Here is a 13,519-nt window from a genome sequence, read left to right as displayed (position 1 = left end):
ACAAAAGAATTTTAAAGAAGGTAATTGTGGAGGGAAATCGTTTATGACGATTACATTTGCTCGTGAAGAAATTCAACAAACTATCAAGATGATTCATGAAGAAAATCTTGATATTAGAACTATTACTATGGGAATTAGTTTGTTGGATTGTGTGGCAGAGGATATAAATAGTTTAGAACGAAAAATATATGATAAGGTTACTAAAAAAGCAAGTCACTTAGTGACTGTGGGAGAACAAATTTCATCTCGTTATGGAATTCCCATAATCAATAAACGTGTTTCAGTTACACCCATAGCTATCGCGGCAGCTCATTTATCCTCGGAAGGAATGGTGAGAATTGCCAAGGCCTTGGATCGAGCTGCCAAGACGTTGGGAATAAATTTCATTGGTGGGTTTTCTGCTCTAGTGCAGAAGGGATTTACAGAGGGAGACTTAGCTTTAATTGATGCTATTCCTCAGGCTTTGAGTGAAACAAATTTTGTATGTTCTTCGGTTAATATCGGAACGACTAAAGCCGGAATAAATATGGATGCAGTCAAACGAATGGGAGAAGTTATCTTAAATTGCGCTCAAAAAACTTCTGCTCAAGATGGAATTGGTGCAGCCAAACTTGTTGTCTTCTGTAATGCCCCGGAAGATAATCCTTTCATGGCAGGGGCATTTCACGGTGTTGGCGAACCAGATTGCGTGATCAATGTTGGGGTAAGCGGTCCGGGCGTTGTGGCAAAAGTTGTTAAGGAATTTCCTGATGCAGATTTTGGGGAACTCTCCAATCTTATTAAACAGACTGCTTTTAAAATTACACGAATGGGCGAACTGATTGGTCGAGCAGCATCGAAAGCTTTACAAGTTCCCTTTGGAATTGTTGATTTGTCCTTGGCTCCAACACCAGCTATTGGGGATAGTGTGGCAGAGATTTTGGAAAATATGGGCCTTGAACGTTGTGGAACGCATGGAACGACGGCTGCTTTAGCCATGTTAAATGATGCGGTAAAAAAAGGCGGCGCTATGGCTTCATCTCATGTGGGAGGCTTAAGCGGCGCATTTATCCCTGTCTCAGAGGATGCTGGAATGGTTAAAGCTGTGGAGGTTGGGGCTCTGGATCTGGATAAACTAGAAGCCATGACCTGTGTCTGTTCTGTTGGATTAGATATGATTGCCGTGCCAGGGGATGTGAGTTCTGAAACTATCTCGGCAATTATCGCTGATGAAGCTGCCATTGGGATGATTAATAAAAAAACAACTGCTGTCAGAATTATTCCTGCTATTGGTAAAAAAGCTGGGGAACGTGTGGAATTTGGAGGTCTATTGGGCGGAGCTCCGGTCATGAATGTTCATCCATTTTCCTCAAAAACCTTTATTAATCGCGGCGGCAGAATACCTGCCCCAATTACAAGTTTATCCAACTGATAGTTTTGCCTTTTTGGTGTCTAAATAACTGATTTTGTCAGAAAAACTTAGATTAGATGACAAAAGAATCTTTAATTATCTTTTTACTTTATCAAGCGACGGTATAAATGGCTAAAAGGTTTTTTACAAAGTTATGATAATCAGGTACAATAGGCAATGTAATCACAACAATTAATTTTGCTTTGGGCTATGGAGCGTTATTCTAGTGCACGATTGGCAATCGAAGGCGGGCCTAATAATCCGCCGAGGGCATACCGATGAAGTTCCTGGTGGTGGCTTTCGACGCCCAGTCGAGGGCTGTTGCTGGGAGTTAAGGAATGAGGGGGATCCGCAATGGCATGCGGGCGCTACCCTTTTCCGTGGAGGCCTAAGTGCGTGGCTTTTATAGCTATGGCTTAGGGTAGAACCTGCATTAGGAAGGAACTTAGTGCAGTGTAGCCTGCCTTGAGGTGGAAAAGTTGGGAAGGCTTTAAGAGGTTTGGAGGGTGTTGGCCGATGCTTTTCAAACTGCCGGAAATGCTTTTCTGCAAAAGAGGCTAGATTGTCTAGGAGTGTTAAGGAAACTTCTAGAACGTTAACTAAAGAGGATTGAAGTGAGGACTAAGTGGTGATCAAGTTCTGGTGATGGCGACATCCCAGGCTGGGGAAAAGGAGAAATCGCCTTTAGGGAAACCGAAGGAACTTAGTGGGAAAACCTACTTGACCTAAGCCTCAATATTGACTCTTTAGCCTCCTATTGTCCAAATAAAGTCCGTCTCTCAAATTGAGAGGCGGTTTTTATTTGTCCTACTATCTCGACCTACCTTCGCCAGTCATAGAAACAGTATGGACACAATTTTTATCCATCAGTGGTGCTGCCTAGCGGCATGGAGTCTGATAGTGGATAATAATTCCATGAATTATTGCAGGGATTTTTAGACATACTGGCGAATAGCCTAATATAGGCGAATAGACTAATATAAAATGCTGAATCCGAACTTATGTTAGGAGCGGGGGATTTTCTTGGGGTGAATCACGATTTCTCGTGTAGGGCTTACACCTTTAGCCCGAATCCGTCAACTAACCTCGTAAGCAAATGAAAGGTGGACTCTCATTGCTAATTTCCTCATCTGGACGGATGTGGTTAGGAAGCACAGTCCTGGCAGGTTTAATGTTGGCTGGCAGTTTGTCAGTTCCGGCGGCGGGTAAAATTGCAGCCAAGACAACTTTAATTTCCATTCCGACTGGGCCCTATACTAACATCGTCCGCACACAGTTGCAGTGGCACACTGCTTCCCTGACCTCTTCTCAGGATAGTAACGATTCAAAACCCGTTTTATCGGCTTCAAGTACACCAAATAACGTAACAAAATCGGCTGATAAACTGCAATCAAGAGTTGTCCCGGTGTCAGCGGCACGATCAAAAGCTATTCAAGTCGCTGCTGCGTCCCAAAAACAAGTATCGCGTTCGGTTACCTCTCAATTAATCAATAATGCTCTAAGCCTGCAGGGTGTTCCCTATCGTTTTGGGGGGACAAGTCGAAACGGCTTTGATTGTTCAGGGTTTACTCAATATGTCTATCGATCCTCGAACACTTCATTGCCGAGAACTGCCGCAGAGCAATTTAGAACTGGAACCGGTATCAGTCGAGGGCAGCTACAGGCAGGTGACTTAGTATTTTTCTCCACCTACGCTTCAGGAGCATCTCACGTGGGTATTTATATTGGAGGAGGACGCTTTGTTCATGCTTCGAATAAAGGGATTCGGGTTACAAGTCTGAGTGATAACTATTACGCAAGCCGTTATTTGGGTGCCCGTCGAGTCAATTAGACACGTTATTAAGGATTCATAAAAACAACAGCGAGAGATCGCTGTTGTTTTTATGCCCAATCTAACAACGGGGAATCCACGGGACGGGCCTATATTGAAGACATTCGCCGCTTGATTTTGTTCTTGATTCTGTTAAAGATGAATTAGTATTGCTTATATAGTAATCAGATATGTTACATTGATGTGTGCGCTTGTAGTAACATTTTCGGCATAACTCTACTCTGTAATTTAAAATCATGGAATAGATTTCTCCTCCTGTAAAGGGTTGTGTTCATCTGCTGGGTGGAAGTAATCAAAAATAGAGAGGGCAATACTTTCGGGGAGTCCTGTAGACTGAAGTTCTTCCACAGATGCCTGTTGAATTTCAGCAAGGGAAGAAAAATGCTGCAAAAGATGCTGTTTGCGTTTAGGGCCTATTCCTGTTATTCCGTCAAGAGCAGACAATGTCATATTCTTTGTGCGCTGTTGACGATGAAACGTAATCGCAAATCGATGAACTTCATTTTGAATTCGCCCCAATAATAAAAACGTTGGATGATTTCTCGCCAAAGCGATGGGGTTTCCCTCCCAATCCATAAGTTCATTCGTTTGATGACGATCATTTTTTACCATACCTGCCACAGGAATCGTGAGTCCAAGGTCCTCTAATTCTTTTAAGGCTGCATTAATTTGGCCTTTGCCTCCGTCAACAAGTATTAAGTCAGGCAAAGGTTCATTTTCGGAAACAAGACGATGGTAGCGGCGGCGTATAACCTGACTCATAGAGGCTGTATCATCTGATATCTCCATAGGTTGTATTTTATATTTGCGATACCCCTTACGTTGAGGTTTACCGTCAATAAATTGAACCATACCGGCAACAGAATGGGTTCCAGCTGTATTGGATATATCAAATGCCTCAATTCTGTGAGGACAGGGTATCTTTAAAAGTTCTCCAAGAGTTGTTAGAGCTTGGGTATTGTCCGACTGTTGGCGTATTTCAAGAGTAATTTGATCGTGGAGCGTTGTTTGAGCATTTGACATGGCCATCAGAACTAAATCTCGTTTTTTCCCTTTTTGGGGAATAGTAATAGGAAACAAACTCAATAAGGCCTGCGATTCTAAAGAAGGAATTAAAATTTCCTTAGGCCAGATTTTACGCTCCAGGTAGAATTGAGCAATAAAAGAAATAAATGCTTCTTCAGGATCATCATAATAAGGGAAAATAAAATTATCCCTTGCCAGCAACTTGCCTTGTCGCAGATAAAAGACCTGTATACATAATTGATCTGTGGTTTTGGCATAGCCGATAACATCCCTGTCAACAAAATCATTGAGGGTTATATTTTGTTTCTCTCCAAGTCGCTTTAAATCCTCGATGAGATCTCGATATTCTTTTGCCCTTTCGAATTGGAGAGATTCTGCTGCTGTTTGCATTTTAGCGCCTAGGAGATTCAAAACTTCACTTTGGTCGCCATTAAGAAATGTTGATGCATTCTTGGAAATTTCTTCATAGTCATTGGGCGAAACATCGCGAATACAAGGTGCTAGGCATTGATCCAGGTGAAAGTACAGACAAGAACGCGTTGGAATTTGACGGCATTTTCGAAACGGAAAAAGCCGGTTTAGCAGTCGGGCGGCTTCTTGTGCCGCTGTGGCATTAGGATAAGGCCCAAAATATTTCCCAGTGCCCTTTTTAATTTGACGTGTGACCATAATACGCGGGTGTCTTTCATGGGTGATCATTAAATAAGGGTAAGTTTTATCGTCACGTAAAAGGATATTGTACTTGGGATTATATTTTTTTATCAAATTGCATTCCAACACGAGGGCTTCGACTTCTGAATCCGTTAGTATATATTCAAAATCTATGATATGGCTCACTAGACGAGCTGTTTTCCCATCATGAGACCCAGTAAAGTAAGATTTAACTCTATTTTTTAATTGCTTTGCTTTACCGACATAAATAATTTGTCCCCGATAGTCTTTCATAAGGTAGACACCCGGTTTGGGAGGCAACAAGCTCAGTTTTTGTCGAAGCAGATCCACTTTTACCACCTCTGTTCCTATTTTAGGGCTCGGGTAAGCAAGATGCAAGTGCTCCGTTCATATCTGCACATTTTCAAACGTATATATGCTGTAAGTATATACAATTATGATAAATGGGGGAGAGGTTATGCCAAATACCTGGGGAAGACCGCCACGCAGTGAGTTATGGCAGGATTTACAGGCCTTGGCCCTTTGGGTTCTTATCATAGGAGTAGTAGGGTATGTACTCTTTCCTAATTTTTTCAAAGATATTTATACTCGTTTATCAGACCCCGTCACTCAAACCAGTACTCTTAATGACAATTACACCTTAAATAGCACTGCAAATAAAAGTTATAGTTCTGCTGCGAATTCGCAAAACGTATTAGGTCAAGAATTTTCTAATCTTGCGAATGACCTTCATAATGGCAGAAGTGAGATTACCTCGGGGTATTGGATAATATTTGTTGCTGATGGAGAATTTAATCAACTTCCTGTAAGCAGTGATGCCTATGCTTTTTTGTCTAGACTAATTGAAAGTGATCAAAAAACAACGGGAAAAACCTCGGTTATTCTTGCTTCTAACGGGCAAATTCGAAAATTTGTCATAAGCGATGAAATCTATTCCATAATCAAGAACTTGGGTATCATTGGTGCACGTACTAATACTTAAGCTGATCATCTGAAAAGAAGTTTTGCACCTGCCGCAAATAAAACAATGCCTAGAAACTGCCACGGATTCCAGGGAAATCGCTGAATGCCAAACCATCCAAAATGATCGATCAGAACTGCTGTGCTCACCTGTCCAATAATAATAGCTGTCGTAGCATTGCAGACACCGATTTTAGGAATGCTGACCGCAACAAGTCCAACTATAAGGACACTTAATAAGCCTCCAAGGTAAAGAAACCAAGGAATTGATCCCCAATTATGTTTATAGATTGGTATTTTGCAGACCAAAAGAGCTAACAGCGCAATAACTGTTCCAATAATATGAACGATAAAGGTCGCAGATAATAAAGAGGTTTTTTCGCTTAATAACGAATTTAATGTGCCTTGGACAGCCATAGTAATTCCTGAAATTCCGGCTATAACAAAAGGCAATGACAGAAATTTTAACATTGTTACCTCCTTAATATGACTGTAAGATATCGCCAGATTCGTAAACATCTAATCAGTATTCATTACATGGGTTAAGGGAAAAATGAAGATATCAAAATAAAGTGGAGGTGCGTCATGGATATCGATTATAATTTGATTCAACGCGCCCAGATGTTATTGACCCTTGACCATCCTCTAACTCAAGTACGGGATATTCTCTTGCGAGAAGGATACCCACAAGATCAAGTTGTCGAGTTAATGGATGCAACTGAAGAGGTTTTGAATTATCTTGTTCCTCCTCAATATGATGAACATAAAATAGGAATTGATATTTTGCACCCAGGAGAGAAAGAACAAGGACGAAAACCAACTGTCGATATTTTAATAGACAAACGATCCGGAAAATTAGAGTTAATCACGCCTCACCTGCCAGAGACCTGGCGCGTTGCCAATGAAGTTAGGAAAGCCATTAAAAGACAACGTCATTCTTTAAACTATTTTCATTGATTCCTGAAGGGTTGCAGGGAAAACCTTGCAATCCTTTCTTACTCTTAGCTTTTCTCCAAATTCAAGAATTATGTTATAATGTATCAACATAAAGTAAGATTTATCTCTTATAAAGTGAATTCAAGGTTTATATATAAATGCGAAAATAGTGAGGGACCCACCCCCACTTAAAGAAGTGGGGGTCTTGAAAACTGGATAAATGAGGTAAATTCGATGAAAATCGCTGTTTTATCTGACACCCATTTAAGATTAGGGAAAACATTACCACGTTTTGTTTGGGAGCATTTAGAGGAGGCGGATCTTATTATTCATGCCGGAGATTTAGTTCACAAGGAAATCCTTGACGAACTCTCTCTCCTAGCTCCTGTTAAAGCAGTATGCGGGAATTGTGATGATTGGGATGTAAATCTTCCTAGTCAAGAATGGGTTGAGTGTGGTTCTTTGAAAATTGGCATAATACATGGACACCAAGGTAAGGGCCAAACAACCATGGAACGTGCTTATAATGCTTTTGTGTCAAATCCCGTTGATATTGTCGTTTTTGGGCATAGCCATACACCCGCTCTGATGTGGCATCAGGGGGTACTTATGTTTAATCCCGGTTCACCAACGGATAAACGTCGTGAACCTCAATATTCTTTTGGCTGGATGGTATTACAAGAGGGTAGTATTAATGCGAAACATATTTATTTTTAAAATCAAGTATCTTAGTTCAGTGGACTCGCTTACGCTAAAGCTGAACATCGGGGCTTCAGATACAATAATGTCCAGTGGACATTATTGCCGAGCCGCCTTTCCCAATAGGAATACTTAGCGGCGAAGGAGGAATCTACCCCACCTGAAGTTAACGAGGGACCCACCCCCACTTACAAGAAGTGGGGGTCTTAAAAACTGGATAAAAATTTAACGATTTTTAAGATCGTGGGTCTAAGCGTTTCTACAGTAGAACTTAAGATGCTGCAAGACGTTAGCAAGAGATTATATGTTTGGGAATTAACAAACAGCTTAGGAATTATCCTAAGCTGTTTTAATAAGTAGAAAAAGGAAACCATATTGACCTTAAGGGGTGGAGAAGATGGAAATAAATCCTTTGTCTGCCATACAGTCGATTGAGAAACAGAAATTAAAGGTAGGGCAGCCTGGGGAACGCATTTTGGTGGAAGTTCTTCAGAAAGACGGAGAGAATTATGGAATAATCCGGGTTAAAGGGCAAGCCCTGCGGGCAATACTTGAGACTTCTGCTGAGGCAGGGGATAAATTTTGGGTGAATGTCGGAGATGAGGAAGATGGAGTCTGCCTTTTACTAAGAGAGCCTTACCTGGAAAATCCCCAGGACATTCCTGTCAATTCCCAGGAATTTATGGAGTTGACAGAAAGGGGAATGCCGTTGAGGCAAGATCTTGTTAACCTTATAAGAAATTTCACGACTTTTAACAGCGGAGTTCCTTTATTGGATAACCTGCAGGGGCTTTTTTCCCAAGAATTTCTGGATATAATTAAAAAATCTTTCCCTAAATGGGAAACTCTCATAGAAGATAATGGTGCAGAGAAAATTATTGATTGCCTGCGAAAGTTGGGAATCGATTATGAACAACGATTTTGGCAAATGCTTAAACTAGATCTCAGAGCTAGAGAACAGGAAAAAGAACAGTTAAAAGATACTTTGAAGTATGCCCTTCTTAAGGAGATTAATGACCAAATGGAGGAAGGCCATTCCGAGAAGTCCCTTACTGACCTTTTAGATGCAATAACCGGACAGCAATTATGGCTTAAAACGGGTACATTGAATAATGGGTATGTATTGCTTCATCTTCCTTTAATGAACCAGGAGCGCTGTATACCCGTAAAAATTGGAATCGAAAGTGCTCGAAAAGGAACGAAAATGGATGAAAATCATTGTCGTATCGCAATTCAAATGGAAACCGAAACGTTGGGTCTTATAGGTGTCGATGCCTATTTTAGTCAAGATTCTTTGACTCTCGATATTCTATCAAGTGATCCGGAACTTCCAGAATTAGTTGAAGAGGTTTTGCCGGAAACAAAAGCCCGGTTTACAAAGCTGGGATTTCTGCTTTCGAAGGTTGACACAGAGGATTTGGAACATAATTCGGAGTTTAAAGACTTTCTTCTCGGGCATAGAAGACGTGGAGTTGATGTTGCAGGATGACTATAAAGAATAAAAAATCGGAAATCGCTGCTGCCTTACGGTACGATCAGACGGGAGCGCCGCGTGTCGTGGCCAAGGGACGAGGTGAGCTAGCACGTAGAATGATTGAAGTCGCTGAGGCAGAAGGGATATTAATCCAGAAAAACGAAGCCCTAGTTGAGGCATTAATTCAAATTGAACTAACTAAAGAAATACCGCCGCAGCTTTATCGTGCTGTTGCTGAGTTATTGGCCTTAGTTTATCGCCTGGAAAAGGCTAAACAGTCGAGGATTTCATCCTGATATCACATATTTTGAAGGCTATGAAACAAACTATTGTAAAGATAGGAGGTTTGAATTATGGATAGATCCTTCGAAGTATTAAATTCAATTTTGGCGGGCGAACATATGGCAATCGAAGAATATCAATCATGTGTCGATGTGCTTTCTGATGGACCGCTCAGAAACCATCTAACAAGTATTCTTACGGATCATAAAAATCACGCTACAAGGCTGGCCTATTATATTCAAATGAACGGGGGAAAAGTCCGAGAAGGTGCGGGACTGGCAGGGAATATCGAAACCTGGAAAAATCGAATACGTAACTTGGGAAAGGTAAAGTCTGAACAAATGCTGGACCACCTTTATTCCGGTGAGGACAAAGGACTAGCCCGAGCAGTTCAATATTCAGAACGAAATTTAAGCGGCGCCGATAAAGAATTACTAGAACCAATATTTGCTGACGAGCATGATCATTTAAAACAATTGCAAAAGCTTAAAGAAGGCTTTTTCTATCAGTAAAACAGAGCAATAAAAAAAGCGGTTGCAACCGCTTTTTAGATTTTTAGGCGTCTTTTTCCCGACTTTTTTTAGTTAATAGCTGTTTACGAGCTAACATATCCGCGACCCTGCCATTGTCGCCAAGTTTAATTCCCTGTAATCTCCATTCGCGGAAAGTTTGCCAAAACTGCTGTTCCGAAATTCTTCGAGTAAATCCTTCAGATTCTTCATCAAAAGGCCAGAAAACATCGACCCATACAGTACCTTTGTTACTTAGAACAAGCAAAAAATGTACAAGTTCAGGATTTGGCGATTCGGAATCACGCATTAATATGTGTGAACGGCCATTAGGGAAATCTGTACGTACATAAGTAAGCTTCATCTATTTAATCCCCCTTTGTGCACTTCCAGTTGAGCCTTTTACTAAATTAAGTATAGCATGAAATTCGAAATATTTACACGTCAAAGCTCAAAACTAAGAAATTCTTCTCGTTGATTTAAGACTATGCATTACAAAGTATGCTAATGCCGGCTTGAAGGTTCATGGAATTAAGTATGCAGGACGTTAGTTCCGGGTAAGCTAATCCGGGAAATAGAAGTTTAATATTGGAGGTATAGTAAATGCTTACTGTAATTCATACCTTTGATGGTCCAGATCTTGATCGTTTGTTAGGACAAGTTAGAACCGGAATACGTACTTGCGAAAACGTCGATGGTTTCAAATTTGCTTCAGTAAATCAACAGCAAGACACCTCGGAAATTATGCTCTTCTCTAAATGGGAAGACCGCCGCGCCTTCGAAAATTGGTCCGGCACAGTTGGAGAAAACAATGCTTTTAAGTCCTCAACGCCGCAAATATTTGAAGTTATCGAAGAGAAATATTAAAAAAGATGTCAGGGATAACCTGACATCTTTTTGTTATAAGCTAATTCCAGTCGTCGTAGAAGGGAATTTGCAGCAACTGGCGGTGATACAGTAAATGATACATCATCCACGCAGCAGACAGGCATCAGCCCCATCAGAGCATTTGTTACGAATATTTCGTCAGACGCTAAGAGTTCTTCAACTGTAAATAAACCTTCTTCTGTTGGGATATTGAGGATTTCAGCCAACTTTATAATTATATGACGCCGTGTACCAGGTAAACATCCGCTTGCCAGAGATGGGGTGAAAAGTTTATTCTTTTTGATAAAGAACAAATTGCTCATGGTTCCTTCAGTAAGGTATCCCTTGGTGTTGAGCCATATGCCCTCATCAGCACCAAAGCGCAGAGCGGTTTCTTTAGCCAGCAAGTTTTCTAAATAGTTCGTCGATTTTATAGCTGCTAAAGGAGAATGTTCGTTACGCGGAGCAGATAAAAGGTGGAGCTTTATTCCTCTAAGATATTGTTCTGGTCTATAGGGCAGGGGTCTTACATTAAAGAAAAGTTGTGCTGGAAGATCAGTCCCGGGTGATCCGCCGCTAAGGGTTATGCGCAGGGCAAAAGGGAAAGAGGCGGGATTATGACGGATAAATTCCTGTATTGATTTTGTCCATTCGCTTTGATCAAGAAACTTAAGGTTAAGAAATGAAGCCCCTTCTTGCATACGATTCCAGTGCAGGTCTGAAAAAAGAGGGCCTGATTCCGTGATGAGAAGGGTTTCGAATAGCCCATAACCAAATAAGAATAACCGATCTTGAGAAGAAATAACATTAGTGGGAATCATGTAGTTGTCCTTTCAAAACCCTGAACAGGGCTTTTGCTTTATCAAGGGTCTCTTGGTATTCATCGGCAGGTATAGAATCGGCAACAATCCCGCCGCCGGCATGAATATAGGCCTTTCCGTTTTTCAAAAGGATTGTGCGAATAACGATATTCAGGTCCCAAGCGCCATCAAAACCAATATATCCAATACTTCCAGTGTAAATCCCTCGCTGATTGGGTTCTAGTTCATCGATAATTTCCATAGCTCGTATTTTCGGAGCTCCAGTAATCGAGCCGCCGGGGAAAATTGCTTGAAGAATCTCACTAGGCTGGAGGCCTTTTTGGAGTTGTCCTGTTATGGCCGAAACGAGATGCCAAACGGTCGGATATTTTTCCAGAGTTATAAGGTCAGTTACTTTCACACTCCCGAATTGGCAGATTCGTCCCAAGTCGTTACGTTCCAGATCAATGATCATGGTCAATTCGGCACGGTCTTTCTGACTTGACATCAGGGATTGGGCCTGAGCTTCATCCTCAAGAGGTGATTCGCTTCGCGGCCGTGTTCCCTTAATGGGGCGAGTTTCGATTTGGCCGTTCTTTGTAATGCGTATAAAGCGCTCAGGGGAACTGCAAAGGATTTGAAAGTCAGAGTAGTATAGAAAAGCTGCAAATGGTGCAGGGTTTTGCAGATGTAGTTCGGAATATAATGACCAAGGATCCCCGGACCAAGGCAGAGAAAAACGCTGGGTCAGGTTGGCTTGGTAGATATCTCCAGCATAAATATATTCAATAACGTGTTTCAAATCCCGGAGATAGTTTTCTTTAGTGACTGTTGGCTTTATTTTAGATAAATTTTTAGGGTTCATCCCTAGAGATTCCAGAGGCCCCGATATTGAAGGGGTATAAGAATTTAAAAGGTGTTCTAAATACTGAATACGAGCCTCTGCTAAGTCATGCTGGCAAATTCCATCCTTATCAATCCCGCAGGCGACCAACCAATAGTTTTTTTGGGAATGATCGTAGACGATAATTCCATCGTACCAGGCGAATCGCCAAAGGGGCAGCTCCAAGTCATTGATTGAGAGATGCGGAAGATGTTCGATTTCGTCTTTCAGGTCATAGCTGATAAAGCCTACTGCGCCTCCGGAAAAGGGAAAGGGTGAATTTGAAACATGATATTTACGGATGGTATTGTTGAGAAAGTCAAAACTGCCAGGCGATAATGCCGGGGTTATTGTTTTTGTTTTTGGCAATCCGTTGGGCCAGGTAATTTCGAGTTTTTCAGGATAGGCAGTTGCTTCTAAAAAAGGGGCTGCACCCAGAAAAGAATAGCAGCCAAGTTTTTGGTAATCGTCACCGCTGTCAAGAAAAAAGGGAAAGGGCTCGTTTCTGAGTGCTTGAAACATGATATGAGGAGGGAACTGACAAGCAAAAGGTTTAATCGTCCATTCCGAAGGTTGATGTAAGGGTTTCCACCTCAAAGCGTTTTCCAGGGCATTTCGCAAAAGTTGACGGCCTGCTTGGGTAAGGATCGCTTCAGGATGAAATTGAATTCCTTCGATAGGAAAAGATATATGACGGAGTCCCATAATTTCCCCATCTTTAGTTTCCGCACTAATGGTCAATTCTTCCGGAAGTGAAGATCGTTCAATAATCAAGGAATGGTAACGGGTTACCTCTAAAGGATTAGGCAAGCCAGTAAATAAGCCTCTGCCGTCATGATGAATATAATCTGTTTTACCATGAATTGGCTGTTTAGCCCTTACTACTTTCCCGCCAAAAAACTGCCCAATAGCTTGATGCCCAAGGCACACACCTAAAATGGGGATTTTTTCTTTGAAATAATCAATAAGGGTTAAGGAAAATGGGGATTCAGAGGGAGTACAAGGACCGGGAGAGATAACAATAAGGTCTGGTTTTAAAACTTCAATTTCTGCTAAAGTGCAGGTATCTTGGCGCTTAACTACAATCTCTTCTCCTAGCTCACCAAAGTATTGATAAAGGTTGTAGGTGAAAGAATCGAAGTTGTCCAGCATAAATATCATGGCATATTCCCCTTAAAGATTTGCCTTAG

14 protein-coding genes and 1 riboswitch are annotated in these 13,519 nt (G+C 41.4%); of the genes, 9 read left to right on the top strand and 5 right to left on the bottom strand.

Annotated elements, in window-relative coordinates:
• Window positions 1-43: 43 nt before the first annotated feature.
• Window positions 44-1,411 (top strand): PFL family protein, encoded by a 1,368-nt coding sequence (locus DEAC_RS01635; protein WP_047808266.1) that lies wholly within the window; start codon window positions 44-46, stop codon window positions 1,409-1,411.
• 954 nt (window positions 1,412-2,365) lie between these two features.
• A riboswitch (cyclic di-AMP (ydaO/yuaA leader) is annotated at window positions 2,366-2,501 on the top strand.
• A 3-nt stretch (window positions 2,502-2,504) separates the two neighbouring features.
• The gene (locus DEAC_RS01630) at window positions 2,505-3,221 is read left to right on the top strand and encodes a C40 family peptidase (RefSeq protein WP_047808265.1); all 717 of its coding nucleotides are present in this window, start codon (window positions 2,505-2,507) and stop codon (window positions 3,219-3,221) included.
• Window positions 3,222-3,455: 234 nt separating this feature from the next.
• Here DEAC_RS01630 and uvrC read toward each other — a convergent pair whose 3' ends face one another.
• Complete coding sequence (gene uvrC, locus DEAC_RS01625) at window positions 3,456-5,249, bottom strand: excinuclease ABC subunit UvrC (RefSeq protein WP_047808264.1); 1,794 nt, start codon at window positions 5,247-5,249, stop codon at window positions 3,456-3,458.
• Between the two features lie 127 nt (window positions 5,250-5,376).
• On the opposite strand from uvrC, the gene DEAC_RS01620 reads away from it, so the two are divergent.
• Entirely contained in the window at window positions 5,377-5,901 is a 525-nt protein-coding gene (locus DEAC_RS01620) for a hypothetical protein (protein WP_047808263.1), read from the top strand.
• Window positions 5,902-5,906: 5 nt separating this feature from the next.
• Here the strand turns inward: DEAC_RS01620 and DEAC_RS01615 are convergent, their stop codons facing one another.
• Entirely contained in the window at window positions 5,907-6,350 is a 444-nt protein-coding gene (locus DEAC_RS01615; protein WP_047808262.1) for a DMT family transporter, read from the bottom strand.
• Between the two features lie 114 nt (window positions 6,351-6,464).
• On the opposite strand from DEAC_RS01615, the gene DEAC_RS01610 reads away from it, so the two are divergent.
• The 5 genes from DEAC_RS01610 (at window position 6,465) to DEAC_RS01590 (ending at window position 9,782) form a co-directional block, all read left to right on the top strand.
• Complete coding sequence (locus DEAC_RS01610) at window positions 6,465-6,836, top strand: hypothetical protein (RefSeq protein ID WP_047808261.1); 372 nt, start codon at window positions 6,465-6,467, stop codon at window positions 6,834-6,836.
• A gap of 213 nt (window positions 6,837-7,049) precedes the next feature.
• Window positions 7,050-7,532 (top strand): metallophosphoesterase family protein, encoded by a 483-nt coding sequence (locus tag DEAC_RS01605; RefSeq protein WP_047808260.1) that lies wholly within the window; start codon window positions 7,050-7,052, stop codon window positions 7,530-7,532.
• Window positions 7,533-7,911: 379 nt separating this feature from the next.
• Window positions 7,912-9,003 carry a hypothetical protein gene (locus DEAC_RS01600; protein WP_047808259.1) on the top strand — a complete coding sequence of 364 codons (1,092 nt, stop codon included), beginning with the start codon at window positions 7,912-7,914 and terminating at the stop codon, window positions 9,001-9,003.
• A complete protein-coding gene (locus tag DEAC_RS01595) occupies window positions 9,000-9,284 on the top strand; it encodes an EscU/YscU/HrcU family type III secretion system export apparatus switch protein (RefSeq protein ID WP_047808258.1) in 285 nt (94 codons plus the stop codon). Before DEAC_RS01600 ends, DEAC_RS01595 begins: the two co-directional genes overlap by 4 nt.
• Before the next feature lie 57 nt (window positions 9,285-9,341).
• Window positions 9,342-9,782 (top strand): DUF2383 domain-containing protein, encoded by a 441-nt coding sequence (locus DEAC_RS01590; protein ID WP_047808257.1) that lies wholly within the window; start codon window positions 9,342-9,344, stop codon window positions 9,780-9,782.
• A gap of 43 nt (window positions 9,783-9,825) precedes the next feature.
• On the opposite strand, the gene DEAC_RS01585 is transcribed toward DEAC_RS01590, so the two are convergent.
• Complete coding sequence (locus DEAC_RS01585; RefSeq protein WP_047808256.1) at window positions 9,826-10,143, bottom strand: hypothetical protein; 318 nt, start codon at window positions 10,141-10,143, stop codon at window positions 9,826-9,828.
• Between the two features lie 239 nt (window positions 10,144-10,382).
• Here DEAC_RS01585 and DEAC_RS01580 point away from each other — a divergent pair, with 239 nt between their 5' ends.
• Window positions 10,383-10,646 (top strand): antibiotic biosynthesis monooxygenase, encoded by a 264-nt coding sequence (locus DEAC_RS01580; protein WP_047808255.1) that lies wholly within the window; start codon window positions 10,383-10,385, stop codon window positions 10,644-10,646.
• Between the two features lie 8 nt (window positions 10,647-10,654).
• Here the strand turns inward: DEAC_RS01580 and DEAC_RS01575 are convergent, their stop codons facing one another.
• Both DEAC_RS01575 and pabB read right to left on the bottom strand, forming a co-directional pair.
• Window positions 10,655-11,467: an aminotransferase class IV gene (locus DEAC_RS01575; protein ID WP_047808254.1), complete on the bottom strand. Its 813-nt coding sequence runs from the start codon at window positions 11,465-11,467 to the stop codon at window positions 10,655-10,657.
• Complete coding sequence (gene pabB / locus DEAC_RS01570; protein WP_047808253.1) at window positions 11,454-13,490, bottom strand: aminodeoxychorismate synthase component I; 2,037 nt, start codon at window positions 13,488-13,490, stop codon at window positions 11,454-11,456. The genes DEAC_RS01575 and pabB overlap by 14 nt, the downstream gene beginning before the upstream one ends.
• Between the last annotated feature and the right edge of the window lie 29 nt (window positions 13,491-13,519).

The organism is Desulfosporosinus acididurans, from assembly GCF_001029285.1.
In the GTDB taxonomy this organism is placed as follows: domain Bacteria; phylum Bacillota; class Desulfitobacteriia; order Desulfitobacteriales; family Desulfitobacteriaceae; genus Desulfosporosinus; species Desulfosporosinus acididurans.
This window is presented reverse-complemented; position numbering and strand designations above follow the sequence as displayed.

Coding starts and splice junctions, on each gene's coding strand:
- DEAC_RS01635 (WP_047808266.1), top strand. CDS start 44: ATGACGATTACATTTGCTCGTGAAGAAATTCAACAAACTATCAAGATG.
- DEAC_RS01595 (WP_047808258.1), top strand. CDS start 9,000: ATGACTATAAAGAATAAAAAATCGGAAATCGCTGCTGCCTTACGGTAC.
- DEAC_RS01610 (WP_047808261.1), top strand. CDS start 6,465: ATGGATATCGATTATAATTTGATTCAACGCGCCCAGATGTTATTGACC.
- DEAC_RS01580 (WP_047808255.1), top strand. CDS start 10,383: ATGCTTACTGTAATTCATACCTTTGATGGTCCAGATCTTGATCGTTTG.
- DEAC_RS01575 (WP_047808254.1), bottom strand. CDS start 11,467: ATGATTCCCACTAATGTTATTTCTTCTCAAGATCGGTTATTCTTATTT.
- DEAC_RS01615 (WP_047808262.1), bottom strand. CDS start 6,350: ATGTTAAAATTTCTGTCATTGCCTTTTGTTATAGCCGGAATTTCAGGA.
- DEAC_RS01600 (WP_047808259.1), top strand. CDS start 7,912: ATGGAAATAAATCCTTTGTCTGCCATACAGTCGATTGAGAAACAGAAA.
- DEAC_RS01620 (WP_047808263.1), top strand. CDS start 5,377: ATGCCAAATACCTGGGGAAGACCGCCACGCAGTGAGTTATGGCAGGAT.
- pabB (WP_047808253.1), bottom strand. CDS start 13,490: ATGATATTTATGCTGGACAACTTCGATTCTTTCACCTACAACCTTTAT.
- DEAC_RS01585 (WP_047808256.1), bottom strand. CDS start 10,143: ATGAAGCTTACTTATGTACGTACAGATTTCCCTAATGGCCGTTCACAC.
- DEAC_RS01590 (WP_047808257.1), top strand. CDS start 9,342: ATGGATAGATCCTTCGAAGTATTAAATTCAATTTTGGCGGGCGAACAT.
- DEAC_RS01605 (WP_047808260.1), top strand. CDS start 7,050: ATGAAAATCGCTGTTTTATCTGACACCCATTTAAGATTAGGGAAAACA.